A 24,452-nucleotide genomic window follows, 5' to 3' on the forward strand; every position below is an offset into this window, starting at 1 on the left:
CTTACCCTCTCCATATGAGCAACGGAATCAGCATCGACCGGGTGGACCGTGAAATTTTGTTTCACCTGGGTCAGGACGGGCGCTTGTCCAACGTCGAGCTGGCCAAGCGGGTCGGGCTGACCCCGCCGCCCTGCCTGCGCCGCGTCAAACGCCTGGAAGAGGCCGGCGTCATCACCGGCTACCGGGCCGTGATCGATCCCGAGGTTCTCGGCCGCGGACTGGAAGTCCTCATCGATGTCGAGGTCAGTGCCACCGACCGCAAGACCTTCGAGGAGTTCGAGGCCACCGTGGCGTCCTTCGAGGAGGTCATGGAGTTCCGCCGCATGTTCGGCCGCCCCGACTACTTCGTGCGCGTGATGGTCGCCGACCACGCGGCGTACGAGGCCTTCCTGGTCGGCAAGCTCAGCGGGCTGCCCTGCGTCCTGCGCCTCGAATCCCACCTCACCATGAAGAAGATCAAGGCGGATGGCTGAAGCGGCGGCGCCCATGGAACACGGAAAGGCGGTACCGGATTCCTCCGATACCGCCTGCGACCTGCGGAAAGCAAGTCGGGACGACAGGATTTGAACCTGCGACCCCTTGACCCCCAGTCAAGTGCGCTACCAAGCTGCGCCACGTCCCGTTGCCCGTCTGAGCTGGGGTTTCCCCCGGCCCGGCGTGCACGAGAACAATACCGCACACCCCCGGGTGATCACGAACCGCTTTGCGCGCTTGACCTCAAGCGCGGTTGAGGTCGCACCGTGAGTGGCATGACGAACACGACTGTGACATCCGCCCGGGCAGACCTCGGTGAGCTGAACCGGCTGATGGCCCTGATGACCGGCGATGAGAAGCACGGACCCGCCGCCACCTCGACGCTGGACGCGCTGTGGGTGCTGTACGACCGGGTGCTGCGCGTGTCGCCCGAGAGCGCCGCCGCGCCGGGGCGGGACAGGTTCCTGCTGTCGAAGGGGCACGGGCCGATGGCGTACTACGCCGTCCTCGCCGCCAAGGGGTTCTTCGCCGAGGAGCTGCTGCCGGGCTTCGGGTCGTACGACTCGCCGCTCGGCCACCACCCGGACCGGCTGCTGGTGCCGGGCGCCGAGATCGGCAGCGGGTCCCTGGGGCACGGGCTGCCGCTGGCCGTGGGGAGCGTGCTCGGGCTGCGGGCGCAGGGGCTGACCGATCCCCGGGTGTGGGTGCTGATCGGGGACGCGGAACTGGACGAGGGCAGCAACCACGAGGCCATCGCCTACGCCGGGCCGGCCGGCCTGGAGCAGCTGCACACGCTGGTGATCGACAACTCGTCCGCGACCTTCGGCCGGCCCGGCGGGATCGCCGCCCGGTTCGAGGTGGCCGGGTGGTCGGCGGAGACGGTGGACGGGCGGGACCACGAGGCGCTGTACGCCGCCTTCACCCGGCCCCACCCCGGGCGGCCGCGGGTCGTGGTGGCCCGGGTCGAGCCCAAGAACGCGTAGAGGGGGAGAACACTCATGGACACGATGCGTGACCGTTTCATCTCGACCACGAGCCGGCTGCTCGACGAGGACCCACGCCTGGCGCTGGTCCTCGCGGAGATCAGCCGCGACGGCTTCCGGCAGGCGGAGGACCGGCACCCGGACCGGGTGATCAACGTCGGGATCAGGGAGCAGCTGATGATCGGGGTGGGCGGCGGGCTCGCGCTCACGGGGATGCGGCCGGTGCTGCACACCTTCGCGAGCTTCCTCGTCGAGCGGCCGTTCGAGCAGGTCAAGCTGGACTTCGGGCACCAGGGCGTGGGCGGGGTGCTGGTGAGCGCGGGGGCGTCCTACGACTGGCCGGCCGGGGGCTTCACCCACATGTCGCCGGGGGACGTGGCCCTGATGGACACGCTCGACGGCTGGACGGTCCATGTGCCGGGGCACCCGGACGAGGCGGAGGCGCTGCTGCGGCACGCGGTCGCCGGGGACGACAAGGTGTACGTACGGCTGTCGCTGCAGTCGAACGGGCAGGCGCGGGCCGTCACGGGCGAGGGGTTCCTCACCGTCCGGGAGGGGCGCGGTGGCGTGGTCGTGGCGGTCGGGCCGATGCTGGACGACGTCCTGGCCGCGACGGAGGGGCTCGATGTGACGGTGCTGTACGCCACGACGGTGCGGCCCTTCGACGACGAGACGGTGCGGCGCGCGGCAGGTGGCGGCACGGCGGACGTCGTGCTCGTCGAGCCCTACCTCGCCGGTACGTCCACGTCCGCCGCCAACGACGCCCTCGCGGACATCCCGCACCGCGTGCTGGGTCTCGGCGTCGGGAAGCGGGAACTGCGCCGCTACGGCCACATGGAGGACCACCTCGCCGCCCATGGCCTGGACGTGCGCGGACTGCGCGCCCGCATCACCGCGTTCCTGGACGCCCGGGCGCGGGGTGCCGTACGACCCTGCACTGACTGACAACGCCGGGTCCCGGCCCCGGCCCCGGAGCCGGGAGCTCGCTCCGGGGCCGGACCCGGGTCGGTCACCAGCCCGTCACACCGGCCGGCTGCTTCACCGTGACATTGATCCGGTTGAAGAAGTTCGTCGTCGCGATCCAGAGGATGATCGAGGCGAGCTGCTGCTCGTCGAAGTGGTCGGCGGCCTCGTCCCAGACGTCGTCCGGGACCGGGTCGGACCGGTCGGCGAGCCGGGTGGCCGCCTCGGCGAGGGCCAGCGCGGCGCGCTCGGCGTCGCTGAAGTACGGCGCCTCGCGCCAGGCGGCCACCGAGTGCAGCCGCTCGTCGCTCATGCCGCCCTTCTTCGCCTCGCGGGCGCCGAGGTCCACGCAGAAGCCGCAGCCGTTGATCTGGCTCGCCCGCAGATGCACCAGCTCGAGGATGCTCTCCGGCACACCGCCCTTCTTCACCGCCTTGATCAGCTCCTGGATCGCGGGCATGGTTTCGGGGAGGACGGTGGCGGGGTTGGTCATCCGGGCCTTCATGGGTGTTCTCCTTCGTTCCGTGTTCGTCGGTCACCACATGGACGGAACGGGGGTGCGCGGATGTGACATGAGGCCGGGGCGGGATTGTCAGTGTGATGCGCTTCACTGTCGGACATGAGGATTCCGAACCCCAGCTCGCGTGCCCTCTCCTTCGACACCGCCGCCGCTCGGTACGCGGCGAGCCGACCGTCCTACCCGCCTGCCCTGTTCGACGCCGTCGAGGAACTCGCCGGCCGCCCGTTGACCGGCGCCCGGGTCGCGGACGTCGGCGCGGGTACGGGCCTGGCGACCGCGCAGCTGAAGGCCCGTGGCGCCCGGGTGGTCGCCGTCGAGCCCGGCGACGGCATGGCCGCCGAGTTCCGCCGCGCCCTGCCGGACGTCCCGCTGGTGCGCGGTGACGGCAACGATCTGCCGCTCGCCTCCGGGGCGTTCGACTTCCTCCTGTACGCCCAGGCCTGGCACTGGACCGATCCGGCCCGGTCGGTTCCCGAGGCACTCCGCGTGCTGTGCCCCGGCGGTGCCCTCGCCCTGTGGTGGAACGACGTCGACACGTCGGTGCCGTGGATCGCCGGCCAGGACGACCGGATACGCCGCTTCTTCGGCGCCGACGCCATCCCCGCCCACCCGGCCGACGTCCGTGGCCTGCCGACCGGCCTCGGCCTCACCGAGCGCCGGGTGCCGTGGAGCCGGCGGGTGCCACTCGACACGCACCTGGCCAACCTGGGCAGCCACTCCGCCTTCCTCGTCCTCGGGGAGGAGGGCAGCCGCGCGTTCCTCTCCGAGGAGCGGGAGCGGCTGACCCGGCTCTTCCCCGGCGGCACGGTGGAGGAGCGTTACGTGGTGAGCCTGAGCGTCGCGATCCGCTGAGCGCGCGCGGAGTTCGGACCCCCCGGCGCGCCCCGTGACGGGCCGCCCGGCGCCGGAGGCCGCCGCGGCAGACCCCCGCGGCGCCCGTAGCGGCGGCGCGCTCCCCGGCGTGCGCCGTGGGGCACGGCGGTGCGCGGCTCGCACCCGTCGGCGCACCGACGCGCCGCACGTGCCCGGTGCCGCCGTCGGGCACCGGCGCGCGAGGGCCCACAGGAGGGCGCAGTTCCCGCTCACGTACGGAACTGTTTCGGTCGACATTCATGCCGAATCGATCCGTCAGATCGGTACTGATGGGGCGCCTGTACATCCATGGGGTCGGAGCCCGGCCCTCGGTGCCATATGCCCACGAAACCTTTGCCCTTGGCATGTGGCAGGAAGAAGCGCTGGGGGAATGCCCTTCGGATAGGACCGGACAGGCCCCTACCACGTGACACACAGTCCTAACCAAACGTCAATCCCCTGGATTTCGGACAGAGTTGACGACCGTGTTGAACCGTTCCGGAATGATCAACACCATGAGGTGGTCGGCCTGTTCGGGACGGGACCACTGCCGATGCACCATCTGCTCGAACAATCGCGCGAGCAGGCGTTTCGCAGAGGAGGGCTCGCATGGACGGGTACTTCGCCAGTCGACTGCATCACCAGCTACGGGGGCACGTTCGGCACTTCGCGGAGAGTGAGGTCCGGCCGCTGATACCGGCCATGGAGGCGGCCCGGTCGGTCCACCGCGACCTGTCCCGGCTCATCGCCCGGCAGGGCTGGCTGGGCGCGACCATCAGCAGGGACCACGGCGGGATGGACGTGGGCCATCTCGGAAAGACGATCATCATCGAGGAGCTGTCCCGGGTCAGCGCCGCCATGGGGGCCATGGTGCAGGCGTCACAGCTCGGAGCCGCCAAGATCGTCCACTTCGGCAGCGACGAGCAGAAGAAGACGTGGCTGCCGGCCATCGCGGCGGGCGAGTGCCTGCCGACCATCGCGGTCACCGAGCCCGAGTCGGGCGGCCATGTGCTGGGCATGAGCGCCACCGCGGTACGGGACGGGGACGACTACCTTCTGAACGGCCGAAAGGTGTACGTCGGCAACAGCCACATCGGTGACCTGCACGGGGTCGTCGTACGGACGGGCCCCGGCTCCAAGGGGCTGACCGCCTTCCTCGTGGAGGCCGGCCGGCCGGGCCTCCGGGTCGGTGACGAGAAACCCACCATGGGCCTGCACGGCTTCGGCTTCGGCGAACTCCACCTCCACGACTGCCGCGTCCCGGCCGCCAACCGCCTCGGCGACGAGGGCGACGGGCTGGCGGTCGCGTACTCCTCCAGCGTGCTCTACGGACGGGCCAACCTCACCGCCGTGTCCCTCGGCATCCACCGGGCGATCCTGGAGGAGACCACCAGGTTCTGCGAGGAACGGCACCGGTACGGCAAACCGCTGCACGAGCTGCCGTCGGTGAAGCTCAAGCTGGGCCAGATCCAGTCCCGGCTGATGACGGCCCGGCTCGCCGCGTACCACGCCGTGCACCTGCTCGACGCGGGACTGCCCTGTGACGCGGAGCTGATGAACGCCAAGCTCGTCAACGTCGAATCGGCGCTCGACTCGGCGCGCGACGCCATGGAGATCCACGCCGCGGCCGGGCTCTTCACCGACCGGCCCATCGAGCGCTACCTGCGCGACGCCCACCACATCTTCGCCCCGGCCGGCACCTCCGACATCCAGTTGCTGCGGCTCGCCGAGGTCGCCCTGGGGACGTCCAAGGGGCAGTGGTCCGAGCGGCTCGCCGACGTCGTCCGGATGGAACCGGCCCTGTAGGGCGGCGCGTGACGTCCCCGGGGGCACCTACGGTGTCCCGGGGGCATCACCCGCGGCGCCTCACAGGCGGCCGTCCTCACGGCGGTGGATCTGCTCCACCAGCTCGGCGGCGAGCGACTTGATGGTCTCCAGCCCCGGCCGTCCCCACGGCCGCGGCTCGGTGTCGACGACGCAGATCGTGCCGAGGGCCGTGCCCGTACGGTCGATGAGGGGCGCGCCGAGGTAGGAGCGGATGCCGATCTCGTCGACGACCGGGTTCCCGGCGAACCGCGGGTAGTCGCAGACGTCCTCCAGCACCAGCGCCTTGCGCCGTACGACCACGTGCGGGCAGTAGCCGTGGTCCCGGGCCATGTAGCGGCTGACCCCGCCGCCGCCGGCGGCCGCCGTGGCGCTCAGCTGCTCCGTGGTGTGCGTGCCGTTCGGGGTGTGCAGGCCGGCGAAGAACTGCTGGTTCTCGTCGATGAAGTTGACCATCGAGTACGGTGCGCCGGTCACCTTCGCGAGCCGCTCCGCGAACGCGTCGAAGTCGGGGTCCGGCCGGTCCCCGATACCGAGCTGGCGCAGCCGCCGCACGCGCAGCGGGGCCTCCCGGTCGACGGGGGTGAGCAGCAGGTGGCCGGTCGGGTCATACGTCATGTCGGTGCTCCGTAGCTCGGCGCCGGTGCCGGGGCCGGGTTGGTGTCCAGCAGGTGCTGGACGAGGGTGACCAGGGTCTGGATTCCGGAGCTGGCGATCCGGGCGTCGCACAGGACGACCGGCACCTCCGGCTTGAGGTCGATCGCGGCCCGTACCTCGTCCGGTTCGTAGTGGTACGAGCCGTCGAACTCGTTCACGGCGACGAGGAACCGGATGCCGCGCCGTTCGAAGAAGTCCACCGCCGAGAACGACGCCTGGAGGCGCCGGGTGTCGGCGAGGACGACCGCGCCCAGGGCGCCCTCGGACAGCTCGTCCCACATGAACCAGAAGCGTTCCTGACCGGGCGTGCCGAAGAGGTAGAGCACATGCCGGTCGTCGAGGCCGATGCGGCCGAAGTCCATGGCGACCGTGGTGGTCGTCTTGCGCTCCACGCCCTCCAGGCTGTCGGTCGCGGCGCTCACCGTGGTGAGCAGTTCCTCCGTACTCAGCGGTTCGATCTCGCTGACCGCCCCGACGAAGGTCGTCTTGCCGACCCCGAAGCCACCCGCGATGAGGATCTTCAGGGCGGTGGGGAAGAGGTCGTCGTGTCCGTGTCGGTCCTCAGAGCCGTCGTCGTAGGCCATCGAGCACTGCCTCCAGCAAGGAACGGTCGGTGGGGGTGTCGTGGAGGCGGGGCGCCCGCGCAGTCAGCGCCCCGCAGTCCACGAGGTCCGAGAGCAGCACTTTGGTGACCACGGCGGGCAGCCGTAAGTGCGCCGCGATCTCGGCCACCGAGGTCGGCCCGTCGCACAGCCCGAGGGCCATGGTGTGCTCGGGGCCGAGCTGCGCCTGGGGCGCCGTCCCGGTGGCCATCACCAAGGAGAGCAGGTCGAGTGGAGTCGTCGGCCGGGTGCGGCCGCCGCTCACCGTGTACGGGCGGATGAGCCGGCCGGCCGCGTCGTCGAGCCAGGGCCCGTCCTGTCGGCGCGGCACGGGTCAGCGTCCCGTGCCGCCCGGCGCCGCCGCCGCTTGTCTGGCCGGCGTGACCAGGTAGGGCCGTACGCTCTTCACCAGCATCGTCATCTCGTACCCGAGGACCGCCGCGTCCGTCTCCCGCCCGGCGAGTACGGCCAGACAGGTGCCGGACCCGGCGGTGGAGACGAACAGCAGGGTGGAGTCCAGTTCGACGACCACCTGGCGGACCTCGCCGTCGTCGCCGAAGCGGCTGCCGGCGCTGCGGCCGAGGGAGTACAGGCCGGAGGCCAGGGCCGCCATGTGGTCGGCGCTGTCGGCGTCGAGGCCGTGCACCGCCTTCACCAGGCCGTCCGAGGAGAGCAGAACCGCGCTGCGGGTGTACGGCACCCGCTGGACCAGGCCGCTGAGCAGCCAGTCGAGATCCGAGGAATGGCCGGTCGGCACATCGCTCGCCATGGTGCATCTACTCCTTGTGCGCTTCGTCGTGTCGTTGCGGTTCCGGGGGTTCCGGGTGTTCGGGGTGTTCGGGGTGGTGCGCGTCCCGGGTGGCCGGGGGCATGGACTCGGCCAGGCCGATGCCGCGCCGGAAGGCCGCCATCAGGCCCGGGTCGTGCAGGGCGTGGTCATCGTTCTTCCGCGGGGCGGGCACGTCCCGCAGCTGCGGGACGAGGTGCTCCTGCGCACGCCGTTTGGGAAGTTGGGGGCGGCCCGGGGTGCCGGGTTCCGCCGCCGCGGGGTTCGGCCGGTCGGACCGCTCGCCGCGTACGGGCAGGGGCGCGTTGCCGCTGTGCTGGTGCGGGATCGCCGGCGGGTCGGTGGCCGCGTGGACCGGCTTGCGGTGCACGGGCTCGGGGACCGTGACCTCTGCGGGGATGCGCGGCGCGCGGCCTGTCCGGTGTCCGTCCTGGAGTTCTTCCGGGTGTGCCTCCTGGTGTCCCGCGTCGTGTACGGCCTCGTGTCCGGTCGTCGGCCGGCCGGCCTGGAGCCTGGCCTGCCGTTCGGCCGGGGTCAGCCCGTCCGGGTCGGCGCCGAGCAGGCCCTGGGGCAGGACCAGCACGGCTTGGACGCCGCCGTAGATGTTGGACTGGAGGCGTACGGCGATGCCGTGCCTGCGGGCGAGCGCCGAGACGACGAACAGCCCGATCCGGCCGTCCTGGAGCAGGTGCGCCACATTCACCTGATCGGGGTCGGTGAGCAGGGCGTTCATCTTGTTCTGCTCGGTGACGGACATGCCCAGGCCCCGGTCCTCGACCTCGACGGCGAGGCCGGCCGTGACGTACTGCGCCCGCAGCAGCACCGGGGTGTGCGGCGCGGAGAACAGCGTGGCGTTCTCGACGAGTTCGGCGAGGAGGTGGATGACGTCGGCGACCGCGTGGCCGCGCAGGGTGCCGTCGATGGGCGGGACCAGCTTGACCCGCGGGTAGTGCTCGACCTCGGCGATGGAGGAACGCAGCACTTCGGTCATGGTGACGGGGTTGGACCACTGGCGGCGCGAGATGGCCCCGCCGAGGACGGCGAGGTTCTCGGCGTGCCTGCGGATGCGGGTGGCCAGGTGGTCGATGTGGAACAGGCCCTTGAGCAGTTCGGGGTCCTCGACCTCGTTCTCCAGCTCGTCCAGGAGCTGGATCTCGCGGTGGACCAGGGACTGCAGGCGACGGGCGAGGTTGACGAAGACCTCGACCTTCTGTTCGTTGCCGACACTGCTGGACAGCCGGGACGCCTGGACGACGGTGGCCACCGCCACGTCGTGGGCCCGGCCCAGCTCGTCCGTCAGCTGGTCGAACTCGTCCCCGCCCACGGAAGGCGGCGGAACCTGACGGACAGGTGGGCGTTCCCCGCGGCGGAGCTGCTCGACCAGGGCGCGCAATTCGTTCTGGCCGCGTGCGCTGCGCCGCCGCAGGGCGTCGCAGCGGTCCAGTACGGCCGTGGCCGCGCGGTTCGCGCCCAGCACGGCCACGGCGACGGCGGCCACGGTGAGCGCCGCGGAGGCGGTGAGCGCGGTCCACAGGGCGGATGACGGGTGGGCACCGGTGGAGCGGAGATCGTGAAGAGCACGGCGGCCGCCCCGGCGAGCGCGACCACGACGGCCGGCAGCACGGCGGCACGCAGGAGTTGGGGGCGTATGCGGACTTCCGGTGAGGGGGACGAGGAGCGCGACCTCCCCGTGTACGACAGGTGACGGGCGCCTGGCCGGCCGTGCCGCCCGCCTTCACGGCGGTCCGGCCGCGCGGCGGGTGCGCGAAGTTGAGACATCAGCGTCCTTGGTACGTGGGGCCCCAGGAACAGGATTCGGCGTACTAAACGGATGTTCGGAGTCGGTACGGTGACGGGCGCGCCATGCGTCGCATGAGCCCGCCGTTGATCACCGGCAACACACGGTAGTCGTCAATCCGTCATGTGCGATGCGCAGTTGACAAACTTGCCCGCCAAGCGTCCCGCTCTGGTATGACGCCTCGCACGGCCGCCCGAAAACGGGGCCTGCCGACACGCCGTGCCGGCCCGCCCCGGATCGGCACCGCTCCGGATCGGCTCACCTCTGCGGACGGCGTCCGGCGGCGCGCGCGCTGAGGGTCGCCAGCTCGCTGAGGAGTTCGGGCGGACCGTCCACCTCGAAGTCGGCGTCCAGGGCGAGGATGTGGAGGGCCAGCTGGTGAGGACTGTCGGCGCCGGCCTGGACCACGCAGCGTGCCTCGTCCAGCGGCTCGACCCGGATCGCCGCCGGCACGCGTGCGGTGATCACCGGGGCCGGGGCGTGCACGGTGACCTCGGCCCGCCACTGCTGGAGCGCCGCGTCCACCCCGCGCGGCACCAGGTCGTCGGGCGGCGCCTGCCGGGGAACGAACCGGGGTCCGAGCGGGACGCGCGGCTCGATCCGGTCCAGCCGGAACGTGCGCCAGTCGTCGCGCGCCAGGTCGAAGGCCACCAGGTACCAGCGGCGGCCGGTGCTGACCAGCCGGTACGGCTCCACCTCCCGTACGGTGGCGGCGCCGCCGTGGGTCCGGTAGTCGAAGCGCAGCCTCTGGTGGTCCCGGCAGGCGCCGGCGACGGTGGACAGCGTCTCGGGCGGGACGACGGGAGCCGCCGGGCCGCCCGGGGGGACGACCACGGTGTAGCCGTGCAGGGCCGCGACCCTGCGGCGCAGCCGGTCGGGCAGCACCTGCTCCAGCTTGGTCAGCGCGCGGGCCGAGGCCTCCGCGATACCCGCCACGGTGCCGCCCGCCGCGGTACGCAGGCTCAGCGCGACCGCGACGGCCTCCTCCTCGTCCAGCAGCAGCGGCGGCAGCTTGGCCCCCGCGCCCAGCCGGTAGCCGCCGAGGGGGCCGGGCGTGGCGTGCACCGGGTAGCCCAGCGTGCGCAGTTTGCCGATGTCGTAACGGACGGTGCGGGCGCTGACCCGTAACCGCTCGGCGAGTTCGGCGCCGCTGAGCTCGGTACGGCTGTGCAGCAGGGACAGCAGCCGCAGCAGTCTCGCGGAGGTTTCCAGCACGGATCGTTCCTCGCCGTCGATCGCGGCAACTGGTTTGCCGCATCACCTGAGATCGTCGGCTCGTGGGAGCGAAGGGAAACCCCACAGATCCCTTCGCCGGAAGACCTGTAAGGAGCAGTCCATGATTCTGGTGACCGGGGCGACCGGGAACGTCGGCCGTCACGTGGTGGCGGAGCTGGCCGCGCGGGGGGAGAAGGCCCGCTTGCTGGTCCGGGACGCCGAGCGCGCACGGGCCTTGGAGGCCGTGGACGTGGTCGAGGGCGACCTCACCCGGCCGTGCACCCTGCCGGCGGCCCTGGACGGGGTCACCTCGGTGTTCCTCTTCGCCGTCCCCGGCAGCGGCCCCGCGTTCGTCGAGGCGGCCAGGAAGGCGGGGGTCCTGCGGGTGGTGATGCTGTCCTCCGACGCCGTCGAGGACTCGGTGGCCGAGCAGTCCAACCCGATCGCCGCCTACCACGCCGAGATCGAGCAGGCCCTCACGGGGTCGAACCTCCAGTGGACGCTGCTGCGTTCGTCCCACATGGCGACCAACGCCCTGTCCTGGGCCGGGCAGATCAGGACGGGCGACGTGGTACGCGGCCCGTACGCCGGGGCGGCCGCCGCGCCGGTCCACGAGGCCGACCTCGCCGCCGTCGCGGTGCGCGCCCTGACCGGCGACGGCCACGCCGGGCGCACGTACCGGATCACCGGCCCCCAGTCGCTCACCGCCGCCGAGCAGGTGGCGCTGATCGGCGAGGCGCTGGGGCGGCCGCTGCGCTACGAGGAACTGCCGCCCGAGGCCGCCCGGGAGCAGATGGCCGCGTACGTCCCGGCGTTCCTGCTCGACACCCTCCTGAAGGGCTGGGCCGACTCGGTCGGCAGGGCCGCCGCCGTGACCACGGTGGTCGAGGAGGTCACCGGCCGCCCTGCCCGGACCTTCGCGCAGTGGGCCAGGGATCACGCCGCCGATTTCGCCGCCTGATCCGCCTGATCCGCACGATCCGCACGATCCGCACGATCCGCCCGGAACGGCCCGCGTGGCCCCCGGTTCCGCCACGGACCGGGGACCACGCGTACGCCGGCCTCAGGCGTACAGCCGACTGCGCAGGGAGCGCTCCGCCTCGCTCAGCGGTACGTCCGGCCGGAGCCGCTCGGGGTGGCCGGGCGGCGGCCCCTCGGCGTCGGGCAGGGGCGCTCGCCCCGGCTCGACGGAGCCGTTCGCCTGGCCGTACGGGACCGCGTACCGCGGCTCGTTCCCCACCGGGGGCAGGCCGGTCCAGTACCAGCCCAGGGCGATCAGCTCCACGTACACCTGCCGCAGGAAGCCGTGCACGACGCTCATGAGCTCAGCGCCGGGGTCAGCAACCGGGGCTTGGGGCCGTACGAGCCGCCCGCCTGGTCCGCCTCGTCGCTCCAGGTCCACAGCCGGGAGAGGGCGACCGGGTCCAGGTCGTGCCCCTCGGTCCACAGCCGGGCGGCGGCCTTGAGCACCGACTGGCGGTCCGCCTCCCGGGTGCCGGGACGGGCCGGCAGCAGCGCGACCGCGGCGCTCGCGCCCATCCGCACGGCGCGGTGGCGCCGGGCGAACGCGGTCAGGATCTGCCGGGGGCCCGCCTCGACCAGGAGCGTGTCCTCGACGGCGAGCAGGGACTCCAGGGCCTGCTTGAAGTACACCGGGTCGGTGACCTGGCGGGCCCAGAAGCGGGGGCTCAGCGCCTCCTCCGGCCGCATCAGCTCCCCGGTGTAGCCGGAGTACAGCGGAAGCGCCGGCTCACGGAACCGGATGCTCCCGTACAGCTCCTCCAGCTCGCCGGCGGCCGGCGCCATCGCCGGGGAGTGGAAGGGGACGGTGGCGGGCACGGCCACGGCCGTGTAGCCGTCGCCGCGCAGCCGCCGCTCCGTCTCGGCCAGCGGTCCGGCGGACCCGGCCAGCATCACCTGCTGCTCGGCGTTGACCGCGGCGATCGCCACGTCCGCGCCGAGGTAGGGGCGCAGTTGCGCCTCGGTGGCGGCGACGGCCAGCATGCCGCCGGCCGGGATCCGCTCCGCCGCGCGTACCCGGGCCAGCATCATCGCCGCCGCGTCGGAGAGCGAGACCACCCCCGCCAGGGTCGCGGCGACCAGCTCGCCGGCGCTGTGGCCGAGCAGGGCGGCGGGCCGCACGCCCCAGCTCAGCACCGTCCGGCCGAGCGCGTAGTCCACGGCGAACAGCAGCGGCTGGGCGCGTGCCGCCTCGTCGACCGGGACCAGCGGGCGGCCCGTGGTGAGCCAGTCCTCCCGGATCAGCCGGCCCTCGTCGCCCATGTGGGACAGGACCGCGTCCATGGCGGCGGTGAACACCGGCTCGCGCCGGTACAGGCCGAGCGCCATCGCCGCGTGCTGGGAGCCCTGTCCGGGGAAGAGCAGGGCGACGGGGCGGGGGCTGCGGACGGTGACCGTGCCGGCCTTGTGCACGGCCGTGGCGGACAGCCGGGCGACGGTGACCACGGCCCCCCGCACCGGTCCCGGTGCGGCCCCGCAGGGCAGGGCGGTGGGCAGCGAGGGGAACGCCTCCACGTGCAACCCGCCGAGCATCGGGAGGAGTTCGCCGCGCACCCGGGCTTCGTCCTTGTCCCCCTTCCCCGACCACATCACCAGGCGGTGCGTGTCCGGGTCGGTGTGCCGGCCGCCGTAGCGCAGCGGACGCACCGGCGGGGTGGCGTCGGGGTCGGTCGTACCGGCGAAGTCCAGGACGCCGACGATGTGGTCGTCGTCGGCGACGGCCTCGGCGGCCCGCCGTACCGCGTAGACGGTGATCGTGTCCGGGTGCGGCTCGCCGAAGCCGGCGACCAGCGCGAAGTCGGCGGTGCCGTCGTGGAGTTCCTGGTGGGCCCGGCTCAGGGCGCGGCCCGGGGAGGCGGCGGTGCGGACGGTGAAGCCCTCGTGTTCGGTGGGCAGTCCCGGTTCGGGTGCGGTGCCGCCGATGTAGACGACGGTGCGGACCGGCAGCTGCGACGGCGGGCGGCCGAAGGCGCGCAGCACCGCCGAGATCCCGGCTGCCGACGCCACGACGGGCTCACGCTCGACCGTCGCCGGGCCCGGGCTGACGACCAGCCTGCGGATGACCGTGCTGTGCGCGGTGAGTGACATGGTTCCCCTCCTGATGTCAGGGGTTCGTACGCGTGGGTGCGCACGGATGACGGGGTGCGGCCGCCCCGCCGACGGGGGATGGAGGACGGGGCGGCCGCGGCTGGTGCGGCGCGGGCGTCAGGCGGCCTGGCCGGCGTTGATGAGCGCGAGCAGCGCACCCGGGGTCTCGGCGTCGACGACCGCGTCGTCGGGGATCACGATCCCGTACTCGCGCTGGATCTGGCCGATGACCTGGAGCAGCGCCAGCGAGTCGTACCCGAGGTCGATGAAGGGGGTGTCGATGACATCGCCGTCCAGGTCGATGCCCTCCTCCTCACCGGCGCTCTCGCGCAGCATGCGGGTGAGGTCGGCGAGGGTCACGGTGGTGGTCGTGGTGCTCATGGTGGTGTCCTTCCGAATCGGATGGTGAGGCGTGCGGGGCGAGTTCAGCCGGCACGGGTGACGACGAGGGCGGCGTTGAAGCCGCCGTAGCCGCGAGCCAGGACGAGGGCGTTGCGCAGATCCGCCTCCCGGGCCTCCGTGACCAGGTCGATCGGGTGTTCGGGAGCGGCCGCGGTCACCTTCGCGGTGGGCGGGATCACTCCGTCGCGCAGGGAGAGCAGTGCGGTGGCCGCGTCCAGCGCGCCCCCGCCGCCCAGGAGCCGCCCGGTCATCGACTTCGGCGCCGTGACGGGGACCGCGTGCGGGCCGAACAGTTCGGCCAGCGTCTCGGATTCGGCCCGGTCCAGCTCGGGTACTCCGGAGCCGTCGGCGAACACCACGTCGATGTCGGTGGGGTCGAGCCCGGCGTCGGCGATGGCCTGCTCGGCGGCCCGCCGCAGCAGTTTGGGCCGGTCGGAACCGGGCGGCGGGTCGAGCGTGGCCGCGTAACCGGCGACCTCGCCGTAGACGGTCCGGGCCCCGCGCCGGGCGGCGGCTTCGGCGTCCTCCAGGATGAGGATCGCGCCGCCCTCTCCGGGGACGTATCCGCTCGCGTCGGCGGAGAAGGGCAGGAACGCCCGCTCCGGGTCGGTGACGGTGCTCAGCAGCCCGGTGGAGATCTGCGGCACCCAGCCCCAGGGGCACAGGGCCGCGTCGACTCCGCCGGTGAGGACCAGGGGGGTGCCCTTGCGGACGTACCGGCGGCCGTGGCCGATGGTGTCGATGCCGCCGGCCTGCTCGGTGACGAGGACGCCGCCCGGTCCGCGCATCTTGTGCCGGATGGATATCTGGCCGGTGTTGACGGCGTAGAACCAGGCGAAGGAGTGGTACGCGCTGACGTACTCCTTGCCCCTGTCCCACAGGTTCTGCAGCTCGCGCTGGCCGAACTCGACCGCGCCGCCGGAGGCCGCGGTGACGACGCCCATGTCGTACTCGGGGATCGCCCCGAGGTCCACGCCCGCGTCCTCGATCGCCCATTCGGCGGCGGTGAGGGCGAGCCTCGTCATGTGGTCGGTCTGCGGCAGCAGCCGGCTGGGGATGTTGTCCTCGGCGACGTACCCGGGCACCTCGCCGGCGACCGTGGAGGGGTACTGGGAGGGGTCGAAGCGGGTGATCCGGCCGAGGCCGGACTCGCCGGCCAGGGTGGCCTTCCAGTACTCCTCGGTGCCCAGGCCGTTGGGTGCCACGACGCCCAGGCCGGTCACGACCGTTCGCGCGCTCACGCGTCGCTCCTCTCCGGGCGGGCCAGCAGCATGGCCGTCTGGAACCCGCCGAAGCCGCTGCCGACGCTGAGTACGGTGTCGGTCCTCTGCTCGCGGGCGGTCAGCGGGATGTAGTCGAGGTCGAGTTCGGGGTCGGGCTCGTGGAGGTTGGCGGTGGGCGGCAGCACTCCGTGTTCCATCGCCAGGGCGCAGGCCACGACCTCCAGGGAGCCGATGGCGCCGAGCGAGTGCCCGATCATCGACTTGATGGAGCTCACCGGTGTGGCGTAGGCGTGTGGGCCGAGGCTGCGCTTGAACGCCCCTGTCTCATGGCGGTCGTTCATCTTGGTGCCGGAGCCGTGCGCGTTGATGTAGTCGACGTCGGAGGGGTCGACGCGGCCCTGCGCGAGGGCGTCGTCGATCGCCTCGGACATCTCCCGGCCGTCCGGCTTGAGGCCGGTCATGTGGTACGCGTTGGAGCGTGTGGCGTAGCCCGCGACCTCGGCGTAGATGTGCGCGCCGCGGCGCCTGGCGCTCTGGAGCTCCTCCAGGACGAGGATGGCGCCGCCCTCGCCGAGTACGAGGCCGCCACGGGTGCGGTCGAAGGGGCGGCAGGCCCGCTCGGGTTCGTCGTTGTGCGGGGTGGTGCCCTTGATGGCGTCGAAGCAGGCCGAGGTGATCGGCGAGATGGGGGCCTCGGTGGCACCCGCGATCACCACGTCGGCGGTGCCCTCCCGGATCAGCTCGGCGGCGTAGCCGAGCGCGTCCAGACCGGAGGTGCAGCCGGTGGAGACGATGGCCGCGGGTCCCTCGGCGCCGGCGGTCCAGGCCACTTCGGCCGCCATCGAGCTGGGCACGAAGTGCCGGTACAGCTCGGGTACCGCGTACTCGTGGTCGACGGTCCACTTGCGGCCGCCGTCGCTGACGACCACGTACTCGTTCTCCAGGCTGGTGGTGCAGCCGACGGCGCTGCCCAGCGAGGTCGCGATGCGCGCCGGGTCCATGGCGCCGGGCTCCAGGCCGCTGTCGGCGAGCGCCTCGCGGGCGGCGACCACCGCGAACTGCGCGGCGCGGTCCAGGCGGCGGATCTCCTGGGGGCCGAGGCCGGCGGCCTTCGGGTCCCAGTCGACCTCCGCGGCCACCCGGGAGCGGAAGGGAGTGGGATCGAACGCGGTGATGATCCGGGTCGCGGAGCGGCCCGCGGTGAGGAGGCCCCAGTACTCCTTGACGCCCACTCCGCCGGGGGCCACCGCGCCCAGTCCGGTAATGGCAACTCTGCGCGTCACGGCTGCCTCGCCTTCGACGGGTCCGGCCGCCTCTGTGGGCGGGTGCCGGACGGAACTGTGCGGGCCACTGTGCGTCCCCCTCTGTAGGCCGGTGTGTCTGGTTCTGTTCGCTGCTGCCGGAGCCTCACCTCGGTTTGCCGCCGGTGCCTCGGCGGCCGGGGCGGTTCGGGGTCTTCCTCCCCGCCCCGGCGGCCGTCCGGGCGACCGTCCGCTTGTGGCGTACCGCCGCTTCCGGTGACGTCATGGAACGTCCGGGGCCTCGACAGGCGCTCGTACGGGGCTCGAACGCCGATTCCGTCCGGTCATGTCGGGACATTTCCGTGCTTCCGGGAGGGCACTTCGGCGTGCTTGCCCCGCAGCATGTCCAGGGAGCGGATCAGCACCCGGCGGGTGTCACCGGGTTCCACGACGTCGTCCACGAGGCCGCGCTCGGCCGCGTAGTACGGGTGCATCAGCTCGGCCTTGTACTGGGCCACCAGGGCCGCCCTGGTGGCGTCGGGGTGGTCCGAGGCGGCGATTTCACGCCGGAAGATGACGTTCGCCGCGCCCTCGGCGCCCATGACCGCGATCTCGTTGGTGGGCCAGGCGTAGCTGAGGTCCGCCCCGATGGAGCGGGAGTCCATCACGATGTACGCGCCGCCGTACGCCTTGCGCAGTACCAGCGAGATGCGCGGCACGGTGGCGTTGCAGTACGCGTACAGCAGTTTGGCGCCGTGCCGGATGATCCCGTCGTGCTCCTGGTCCACGCCGGGCATGAAGCCGGGTACGTCGACGAGGGTCACCAGCGGGATGTTGAAGGAGTCGCAGGTGGAGACGAACCGCGCGGCCTTCTCCGAGGCGTGGATGTCCAGTACGCCGGCGAGCACGGACGGCTGGTTGGCGACGATGCCGACGGGGTGGCCGTCGAGCCGGGCCAGGGCGCACACCACGTTCTTCGCCCAGCCCTCGTGGACCTCGAAGTACTCCCCGTCGTCGACGAGTTCCTCGATGACCCCGCGGACGTCATAGGCCCGCGAGGGGTCGGCCGGCACCAGGTCCGCCAGGGCGTCGGTGCGCCGGTCGGCCGGGTCGCCGGAGCGCTCGGCGGGGGGCATCTCCCGGTTGTTGGACGGCAGGAGGGACAGCAGGTAGCGCACGTCCTCCAGGCACGAGGCCTCGTCGTCGTACGCGAAGTGTGCGACGCCGGAGGTCTCGGCGTGCACATCGGCGCCGCCGAGGCCGTTCTGGGTGATCTGCTCGCCGGTGACCGCGCGGACCACGTCCGGGCCCGTGATGAACATCTGCGCGGTCTCGCGCACCATGAAGACGAAGTCGGTCAGGGCCGGCGAGTACGCCGCGCCGCCGGCGCACGGGCCCAGCATCACGCTGATCTGCGGGATCACCCCTGAGGAGGCGACGTTGCGGCGGAAGATGCCGCCGTAGCCGGCGAGGGCCGAGACGCCCTCCTGAATGCGGGCGCCGGCGCCGTCGTTGAGGCTGACCAGGGGGGCGCCACCCGCCTCGGCGAGGTCCATGATCTTATGGATCTTGGCGGCGTGCGCCTCGCCCAGGGCACCGCCGAAGACGCGGAAGTCATGGGCGTACGCGAAGACGGTCCGTCCGTGGACCGTGCCCCAGCCGATCACGACACCGTCGCCGTGCGGCTTCTTCGCCTCCAGGCCGAAGCCGCTGGCACGGTGCCGGCGCAGCGGCTCTATCTCGCTGAACGTGCCCTCGTCGAAGAGGAGTTCAAGCCGTTCGCGGGCGGTGAGCTTGCCCTTGGCGTGCTGTCTGCGGGTGGCTTCGGGGTCGGGTCCGCGCCCGACCTCCTCCTTGAGCCGCAGCAGTTCCGCGCTCGCCCGGCGCAGATCGGGTTCGGGTGCAGCGACCTTGAGGTCGTCCAGGATCGTCATCGGGCGAACCTAGGAACGGCACCTCGAACGCGGCTAGGGCCGGTCTTCGGGACCGGCCGGACCGCACGGGATGGGCGGGGTCCCGGGCGGGGGCCCCGGGAACCCGCCGCGGCCCGTCAGCGTGCGGCCACGGCGACCTCGAAGTCGAGCGCCGGGTCCGCGGACAGCACGGCCTGGTGCAGGCGCTGCAGCTTGGGTGAGGGGTCCAGGCCCAGTTCGTCGCTGAGCGTGCCGCGCAGCCTCTGGTACGCCTCCAGCGCGCGCCAGGACCCGCCCGCGCGGTGCAGCGCCGTCATGAGCTGGGCGCAGAAGTTCTCGTGCATCGGGTGGCGGGCCACCAGGACCTGCAGCTCGGGCACGATCTCGGTGTGCCGGCCCAGCCGCAGGTCGGCGTCGATACGCCGCTCCAGGCAGGCCATCTGCTCCTCGGTCAGCCGCAGCACCTCCAGCTCCAGCACGGTGCCGATCCGTACGTCGACCAGGGCCGGTCCCTGCCACAGGGCGAGGGCGGCGCCGATCAGCTCGGAGGCCGCGCGGTGGTCCCCCGCGTCGTAGGCGGCCCGCCCGGACGCGGCCAGCGCCTCGAACTCGCGGACGTCCACATTGCCCGGCTGGAGGTTCAGCAGGTACCCGCCGTGCCGGGTGACCAGCACGTCCTTGGCTCTGCGGGTCGGGTCGCCGTCGAGTGCCATGGCGAGCTTGCGGCGCAGTTGGAGGATGTAGGTCTGCAGCGTGGTGGCCGCGCTGCGCGGCACGTCCTCGCCCCAGATCTCCTCCATCAGCATCGGCACCGTGACGACGTGGTCGGCCCGCAGCGCGAGCAGGGCGAGTATCTGCCTCGGTTTGGCGGCCGTCGGCACGACGGACTGGCCGTGCTCGTGTGCCGTGAGCGGCCCCAGTACTTTGATCTCCATCTCGCTCCCCTTTCGCTCTGCGCCGGTCGGTCCGCCGGCGGTGGGTGCCGACGGCTGGTTCCCGAGCGTCATATGAGCCTGGCATCAGGAGCGGTGGAGTCACAGTGAGAGCGTCATGAACCGGTTCATGAAAATGTCATACCCGGATGGTGACTGAAGCACTGTGATGCTGTGTCGAAGGAGCCCCACAATCCTCCCCAGCGAATGGTCGAACGCGAGCACGTCCGACACTGGAGGGGATTCCATGAATGTCAGAGCAGCTTCCCACGGCCTCAGAACCGCGCCGGTGACCAGCACGTTCACCGAGGAAACGCACCGTTTCGCACTGCTGGCCGCGCGTACCGGGCTGGAGTCGGAACTCGCCCAGAACTACGCCGACGACCCTATCAGCGTGCTCTGCGCCTTCGGAATGTCGGCGTCCGAATCCGCGTACGCGGAACCGGGGATGACGGACCCGGTCGCCCTGCTGGCGGAGTTCGGGCTCTCCGCCTCCGAACCGGTGTACCTGGACGCGCCCGTGGTGATCGAGGACCTGGGCTCCTCCGGACCCGAGGCCATGGTGCTCAGTTGCTGGCCCCGGGAGTGCTGGGCCGACGCCCCGCGCGCCCTCTGATGGGCCTCCCGTTGTCCGCGGCGCCCCTGGTCGGCTTCAAGCGCCACCTGCGTGTCGAGGTGGTTCCGGGTGAGGGGGTGTACCTGCTCTCCGAACACGGCGTGAAAGTGCTGCGGGGGCAGGCCGTCGAGGTACTGGCGCCGCTGCTGGACGGCACCCGGACGCTGCCCGGCGTGATCAGGGAGGCGGAGCCCCTGGTGCCTCCGGTGTCCACCGGGCGGATCCTGGCCAAGCTGGCGAAGACGGCGCTGATCCGGTACTACGACTCGCAGCCCACCGGGCCCTGTGACCAGGCCGCTTCGGCGTACTGGGATCTGATGGGCCTCGACGGGGACGGCGCGTCCAGGGCCCTGTCCCAGGGCCGGGTGAGGCTCGTCGCGGTAGGCCAGGCGGACGTCGGGGCGGCCCGGCACGCCTGCCGTGAGAGCGGGGTGATCGTCAGCGAGGAGGACGACGAAGCCGCGCTGACCCTCGTCCTGTGCGACGACTACCTGGCACCCGGCCTGGCCGCCGTGGACGCGTTGCACCGCGCCGCGGGGCGGCCGTGGCTGCTGGCCAAACCGTACGGGACCACCCCCTGGGTCGGCCCTGTCTTCACCCCCGGCGCGGGGCCGTGCTGGTCCTGTCTGGCGCATCGTCTGCGGGCCCACCGGACCGCCGAGGTCCCGGCACAACGGGCGATCGGCAGCACGGAACCGGTACGACGCCCCGCGGCCTCACTGGCCGCGGGGCGCACCATCGGCCTGCAACTGGCGGTGCTGGAGACGGCGAAGTGGCTGGCCGGGGCCCGCGGTGACATCACCAAGGGCCTGTGCAGCCTGGACACGCTGACCCTCCGGTCCCGGACCCACCCGGTCCGGCAGCGGCCGCAGTGCAGGGAGTGCGGGGACACCGGACTGGTCCGGCAGCAGGTACGCCGGCCGCTCACCGTTCGTTCCCGTCCCAAGGCCACACTGAGCGGCGGCCACCGCGCCCTCACCCCGCACGAGATGCTCGCCCGGTACGAGCACCTGATCAGCCCGATCACCGGCATCGTGGGCGAGATCGTGCGTGACCACAGGCTCCCCGAGGGCCTCAACGCGTACATCTCGGGGCGGAACCTCGCGCTGCGCTGCACGACTCTCGCCGAGGTACGAGGCGGACTGCGCAGCCTGAGCGGCGGCAAGGGCGTCACCGCCACCGAGGCCCGGACCGGCGCCCTGTGCGAGGCGGCCGAACGGTACAGCGCGACCTGGCAGGGCGATGAGCCGACGGTGCGCGACACGCTGCTCGGTCTGGGCGGCGACGCCGTCCACCCGAACGACTGCCAGCTGTTCGACGAGCGGCAGTTCCGGGACCGCGAGCGGTGGAACGCCACCCACTCGGCCTTCCACCAGGTGAGCGCGCCCTTTCCGGTCGACCGGCCGGTCGACTGGACCCCGGTGTGGTCATTCACCGCGGGCGTCCACCGGATGCTGCCCACCTCCATGCTCTATTTCGGCCATGACCGGGACGCCTCGGCGTCGACGCCGTGGGCCGACTCCAACGGCAACGCGGCCGGCAGCAGCGTCGAGGACGCCGTCGTGCAGGGGTTCCTGGAACTGGTGGAGCGGGACGCGGTCGCCGTGTGGTGGTACAACCGCACCCGGCAGCCGGGGGTCGATCTGGACGCGTTCGACCAGCCGTGGCTGGCCGACATCCGGGACGCGTACGGCCGGGTCAACCGGCGCGTATGGGCCCTCGACCTCACGTCGGACCTGGGGATTCCGGTCATGGCAGCCCTGTCGCGGCGGATCGACAAGCCCACCGAGGACATCGTCCTCGGCTTCGGCGCCCATTTCGACCCGCGCATCGCGCTGCGCCGCGCGATCACCGAAATGGGGCAGTTCCTCCCGGCGGTGGCCCTGGCCACGGCGGACGGCGGCGGGTACGCCCTCTCCGAGCCCGAGCTGGTGTCCTGGTGGAGGACGGCAACCGTACGGAATCAGCCGTACCTCACGGCAGATCCGGCCACCGCCTCGCGTGCGCCGCGCGATTTCGACTACGTACCGCGATCGGATCTGCGGGATGACGTGGAGGCGTGCAAGGCCCTGGTCCGTGCTCACGCCATGGAGTTGCTCGTACTCGATCAGACACGGCCTGACGTCGCGATTCCCGTGGTGAAGGTGATCGTTCCCGGAATGCGCCACTTCTGGACACGGTTCGGCCCCGGGCGCCTCTACGACGTTCCGGTCACTCTCGGTCACCTCAGCGCTCCACGGTCGTACGAAGAGCTGAACCCGATTCCGCTGTTCACTTGAACATGACGACCACTCAGGCAGGTGGCTCCACCGGGAGGTTGGGCTTAGGCTTTGCGCCATTCCACGTCTGTGTCGAGGAGTCAGTACGTGAACGCTGCATCGGGCGGAGGCAGAGCGGATGTCTCGACCGGCCGCGCTTACGCCGGCGAGATACCCGCTCCTCGCCTGGCGCGGGGCATCACCGTCTTCGCGGTGATGTGCTTCGTGCTCATCCTGGTCACGAACATGGTGTCCGAGAAACCCGGCACGTTGAAGCTGGTCGTGTTTCTCGTGTGCATCGCCGTCATCGGCGTCCTGCAGTTCCTGCACTCCTCTCGCGGCGCACGCAGGTGGCCGCTGAAGGTCAGGGCCGCGACGCTGGGGGTGCAGGCCGCCGCCACCTTCGTGCCCCCGCTCGCCTTCGAGTTCACCTGGGGCTCGATGTGGGGGTGCCTGGCCGGTTCCCTGCTGCTGTTGCTGCCCCGCCGGGCGGGGCTGAGCCTGTTCGCGCTGTGCGTGGCCACCTCGGTGGCGTTCGCCGTCCGGTCGGCGCCGGACGTGCTGTACATCGTGTACCTCGTCCAGTCGACCATCCTCTCCGCCCTGGTCATCTACGGCTTCACCAAGCTCGCCGACCTGGTCGACGAGGTCCACTCGTCGCGGGCCGAGCTGGCGCGGATGGCCGTCACCCAGGAGCGGCTGCGGTTCTCCCGGGACCTGCACGACCTGCTCGGGTACAGCCTGTCCGCGCTCACCCTCAAGGGTGAGCTGATCCACCGGCTGATCCTCACCAGACCCGGGCAGGCCCGCCAGGAGACCTCCGGGCTGCTGGAGGTCGCCCGGCAGGCGCTCGCCGATGTGCGGCTGGTCGCCAGCGGCTACCGGGAGATGTCGCTGCGGGGCGAGGCGGAGTCGGCGGTCGGCATCCTTCAGGCCGCAGACATCCGGGTGGAGCTGGCGATGGACCACGGCCGGCTGCACCCCCTGGTGGACACGGTGCTCGCCACCGCGCTGCGCGAAGGCGTCACCAATGTCCTGCGCCACAGCAAGGTGCAGACGTGCCGGATCGCGGCAGCCGTGGACGGGGAGACGGTACGCCTCTCACTGGTCAACGACGGCGTGGGCGAGCAGGACCGGAACGGGGTCCCCCCGCTGCACAGCGGAAGCGGACTGAACAATCTGCGTACGCGGACGGAGGCCGTCGGCGGGCGTCTCGACGCCGGAGTACGTGAGGACGGCTGCTTCCACCTTGAGGTCACGGCACCCTTGAGGCCGTGTGGCAACGAGACGGCCGGGGGAGGGCCGGCCGTGAGTCTGGGCGGTGCCGCGGCATGATCTGACCGCGGGAACGATGGGTGGGGGGACTGACGTTGCTGGATGTGAAGATCCTGCTCGCCGAAGACGTGCACATGATCCGGGGTGCACTCATCGCGCTGCTGGAACTGGAAGCCGATCTGAAGGTGGTGGCCTCGGTCGACCGGGGGGACAAGATCGTGGAGGTGGCTCTGGCGTCGCGCCCCGATGTGGCCGTCATCGACATCGACCTGCCCGGCATGGACGGGCTCACCGCCGCCGGCAGGCTGCGCGAGCAGCTGCCCAGCTGCCGGACCCTGATCCTGACCAGTCTGGGCCGCCCGGGCACACTGCGCAGAGCCCTGGCCCTCCAGGTCACCGGTTTCCTGCTGAAGGACTCGCCGTCGGACCAGCTCGCCATGGCCGTACGGTCGGTGGCCGCGGGCCGGCGCGTGGTCGACCCGCAGCTGGCCCTGACGGCCTGGGACTCCCCCGAGAACCCGCTCTCGCCCCGGGAGGTGGAGGTGCTACGCCTGGCCGCCGGGGGCGCGGACGCCGCCGAGATCGCCGGGTGCCTGTTCCTCTCCAAGGGCACCGTCCGCAACTACCTGACGGCCATCGTCAGCAAGCTCGGGGCCCGCAACCGCATCGACGCCGTACGGATCGCCGAAGAGGCCGGCTGGATACCCTGACCCCGGTCCGCCGAGCAGGACGTCGAGGAAACCTTTATCCAGGGTGGTGCCGACCGACAGGTCCCGCACCGCGCCGAATCCGGTGTCGTGCACGGCCAC

23 protein-coding genes, 1 tRNA gene and 1 pseudogene are annotated in these 24,452 nt (G+C 71.9%); 10 read left to right on the forward strand and 15 right to left on the reverse strand.

Annotation, left to right across the window (positions count from 1 at the left end; translation table 11 throughout):
- The first annotated feature begins 14 nt into the window (after positions 1-14).
- The gene (locus tag AMK26_RS33720; protein ID WP_073759752.1) at positions 15-473 is read left to right on the forward strand and encodes an Lrp/AsnC family transcriptional regulator; all 459 of its coding nucleotides are present in this window, start codon (positions 15-17) and stop codon (positions 471-473) included.
- Between the two features lie 75 nt (positions 474-548).
- Here the strand turns inward: AMK26_RS33720 and AMK26_RS33725 are convergent.
- Positions 549-622 (reverse strand) — tRNA-Pro (locus AMK26_RS33725).
- A 127-nt stretch (positions 623-749) separates the two neighbouring features.
- On the opposite strand from AMK26_RS33725, the gene AMK26_RS33730 reads away from it, so the two are divergent.
- Both AMK26_RS33730 and AMK26_RS33735 read left to right on the forward strand, forming a co-directional pair.
- On the forward strand, positions 750-1,457 hold the full coding sequence (locus AMK26_RS33730; protein WP_073759754.1) for a transketolase: 708 nt from the start codon (positions 750-752) through the stop codon (positions 1,455-1,457).
- A 15-nt stretch (positions 1,458-1,472) separates the two neighbouring features.
- Entirely contained in the window at positions 1,473-2,402 is a 930-nt protein-coding gene (locus AMK26_RS33735) for a transketolase family protein (protein ID WP_073759756.1), read from the forward strand.
- 64 nt (positions 2,403-2,466) lie between these two features.
- On the opposite strand, the gene AMK26_RS33740 is transcribed toward AMK26_RS33735, so the two are convergent.
- Positions 2,467-2,925, reverse strand: coding sequence for a carboxymuconolactone decarboxylase family protein (locus tag AMK26_RS33740; RefSeq protein ID WP_073759758.1), 459 nt, complete (start codon positions 2,923-2,925; stop codon positions 2,467-2,469).
- A gap of 114 nt (positions 2,926-3,039) precedes the next feature.
- Here AMK26_RS33740 and AMK26_RS33745 point away from each other — a divergent pair, with 114 nt between their 5' ends.
- Together AMK26_RS33745 and AMK26_RS33750 are read left to right on the forward strand one after the other, a co-directional pair.
- Positions 3,040-3,792 carry a class I SAM-dependent methyltransferase gene (locus AMK26_RS33745; RefSeq protein ID WP_073759760.1) on the forward strand — a complete coding sequence of 251 codons (753 nt, stop codon included), beginning with the start codon at positions 3,040-3,042 and terminating at the stop codon, positions 3,790-3,792.
- 609 nt (positions 3,793-4,401) lie between these two features.
- Positions 4,402-5,598 (forward strand): acyl-CoA dehydrogenase family protein, encoded by a 1,197-nt coding sequence (locus tag AMK26_RS33750; RefSeq protein WP_073759762.1) that lies wholly within the window; start codon positions 4,402-4,404, stop codon positions 5,596-5,598.
- 60 nt (positions 5,599-5,658) lie between these two features.
- Here the strand turns inward: AMK26_RS33750 and AMK26_RS33755 are convergent, their stop codons facing one another.
- The 6 genes and pseudogenes from AMK26_RS33755 to AMK26_RS33780 all read right to left on the reverse strand — a co-directional run bounded on the left by AMK26_RS33755 (position 5,659) and on the right by AMK26_RS33780 (position 10,675).
- Positions 5,659-6,234, reverse strand: coding sequence for a GAF domain-containing protein (locus AMK26_RS33755; RefSeq protein WP_073759764.1), 576 nt, complete (start codon positions 6,232-6,234; stop codon positions 5,659-5,661).
- Entirely contained in the window at positions 6,231-6,857 is a 627-nt protein-coding gene (locus AMK26_RS33760) for a GTP-binding protein (RefSeq protein WP_073759766.1), read from the reverse strand. Before AMK26_RS33760 ends, AMK26_RS33755 begins: the two co-directional genes overlap by 4 nt.
- Entirely contained in the window at positions 6,835-7,206 is a 372-nt protein-coding gene (locus tag AMK26_RS33765; protein WP_073759768.1) for a DUF742 domain-containing protein, read from the reverse strand. The genes AMK26_RS33760 and AMK26_RS33765 overlap by 23 nt, the downstream gene beginning before the upstream one ends.
- 3 nt (positions 7,207-7,209) lie before the next feature.
- Positions 7,210-7,644: a roadblock/LC7 domain-containing protein gene (locus tag AMK26_RS33770; protein WP_073759770.1), complete on the reverse strand. Its 435-nt coding sequence runs from the start codon at positions 7,642-7,644 to the stop codon at positions 7,210-7,212.
- 7 nt (positions 7,645-7,651) lie between these two features.
- A pseudogene (locus AMK26_RS33775) lies at positions 7,652-9,441 on the reverse strand (sensor histidine kinase).
- Between the two features lie 277 nt (positions 9,442-9,718).
- Positions 9,719-10,675 carry a helix-turn-helix transcriptional regulator gene (locus AMK26_RS33780; protein ID WP_073759789.1) on the reverse strand — a complete coding sequence of 319 codons (957 nt, stop codon included), beginning with the start codon at positions 10,673-10,675 and terminating at the stop codon, positions 9,719-9,721.
- Between the two features lie 121 nt (positions 10,676-10,796).
- Between AMK26_RS33780 and AMK26_RS33785 the strand changes: the two genes are divergently transcribed.
- Entirely contained in the window at positions 10,797-11,636 is an 840-nt protein-coding gene (locus AMK26_RS33785) for an NAD(P)H-binding protein (RefSeq protein ID WP_073759795.1), read from the forward strand.
- Between the two features lie 102 nt (positions 11,637-11,738).
- Here AMK26_RS33785 and AMK26_RS33790 read toward each other — a convergent pair whose 3' ends face one another.
- The 7 genes from AMK26_RS33790 to AMK26_RS33820 all read right to left on the reverse strand — a co-directional run bounded on the left by AMK26_RS33790 (position 11,739) and on the right by AMK26_RS33820 (position 19,497).
- Positions 11,739-11,996: a DUF6059 family protein gene (locus AMK26_RS33790; protein ID WP_073759799.1), complete on the reverse strand. Its 258-nt coding sequence runs from the start codon at positions 11,994-11,996 to the stop codon at positions 11,739-11,741.
- Positions 11,993-13,783 carry an acyltransferase domain-containing protein gene (locus AMK26_RS33795; protein WP_073759801.1) on the reverse strand — a complete coding sequence of 597 codons (1,791 nt, stop codon included), beginning with the start codon at positions 13,781-13,783 and terminating at the stop codon, positions 11,993-11,995. The genes AMK26_RS33790 and AMK26_RS33795 overlap by 4 nt, the downstream gene beginning before the upstream one ends.
- A gap of 117 nt (positions 13,784-13,900) precedes the next feature.
- On the reverse strand, positions 13,901-14,164 hold the full coding sequence (locus AMK26_RS33800) for an acyl carrier protein (RefSeq protein WP_073759802.1): 264 nt from the start codon (positions 14,162-14,164) through the stop codon (positions 13,901-13,903).
- Positions 14,165-14,208: 44 nt separating this feature from the next.
- Entirely contained in the window at positions 14,209-15,426 is a 1,218-nt protein-coding gene (locus tag AMK26_RS33805) for a ketosynthase chain-length factor (protein WP_073759805.1), read from the reverse strand.
- Positions 15,423-16,691, reverse strand: a complete 1,269-nt coding sequence (locus AMK26_RS33810; protein ID WP_073759807.1) for a beta-ketoacyl-[acyl-carrier-protein] synthase family protein — start codon at positions 16,689-16,691, stop codon at positions 15,423-15,425. Before AMK26_RS33810 ends, AMK26_RS33805 begins: the two co-directional genes overlap by 4 nt.
- Before the next feature lie 302 nt (positions 16,692-16,993).
- Entirely contained in the window at positions 16,994-18,583 is a 1,590-nt protein-coding gene (locus AMK26_RS33815) for an acyl-CoA carboxylase subunit beta (RefSeq protein ID WP_073759809.1), read from the reverse strand.
- Positions 18,584-18,699: 116 nt separating this feature from the next.
- Positions 18,700-19,497, reverse strand: coding sequence for an AfsR/SARP family transcriptional regulator (locus tag AMK26_RS33820; protein ID WP_073759811.1), 798 nt, complete (start codon positions 19,495-19,497; stop codon positions 18,700-18,702).
- Positions 19,498-19,783: 286 nt separating this feature from the next.
- Between AMK26_RS33820 and AMK26_RS33825 the strand changes: the two genes are divergently transcribed.
- The 4 genes from AMK26_RS33825 to AMK26_RS33840 all read left to right on the forward strand — a co-directional run bounded on the left by AMK26_RS33825 (position 19,784) and on the right by AMK26_RS33840 (position 24,353).
- Positions 19,784-20,110, forward strand: a complete 327-nt coding sequence (locus AMK26_RS33825) for a hypothetical protein (RefSeq protein WP_073759813.1) — start codon at positions 19,784-19,786, stop codon at positions 20,108-20,110.
- Positions 20,110-22,389 (forward strand): TOMM precursor leader peptide-binding protein, encoded by a 2,280-nt coding sequence (locus tag AMK26_RS33830; RefSeq protein ID WP_073759815.1) that lies wholly within the window; start codon positions 20,110-20,112, stop codon positions 22,387-22,389. The genes AMK26_RS33825 and AMK26_RS33830 overlap by 1 nt, the downstream gene beginning before the upstream one ends.
- An 87-nt stretch (positions 22,390-22,476) precedes the next feature.
- On the forward strand, positions 22,477-23,703 hold the full coding sequence (locus AMK26_RS33835; RefSeq protein WP_073759817.1) for a sensor histidine kinase: 1,227 nt from the start codon (positions 22,477-22,479) through the stop codon (positions 23,701-23,703).
- Between the two features lie 35 nt (positions 23,704-23,738).
- A complete protein-coding gene (locus tag AMK26_RS33840; RefSeq protein WP_073759949.1) occupies positions 23,739-24,353 on the forward strand; it encodes a response regulator transcription factor in 615 nt (204 codons plus the stop codon).
- The last annotated feature ends 99 nt before the right edge of the window (positions 24,354-24,452 follow it).

Source organism: Streptomyces sp. CB03234 (genome assembly GCF_001905885.1).
In the GTDB taxonomy this organism is placed as follows: Bacteria; Actinomycetota; Actinomycetes; order Streptomycetales; family Streptomycetaceae; genus Streptomyces.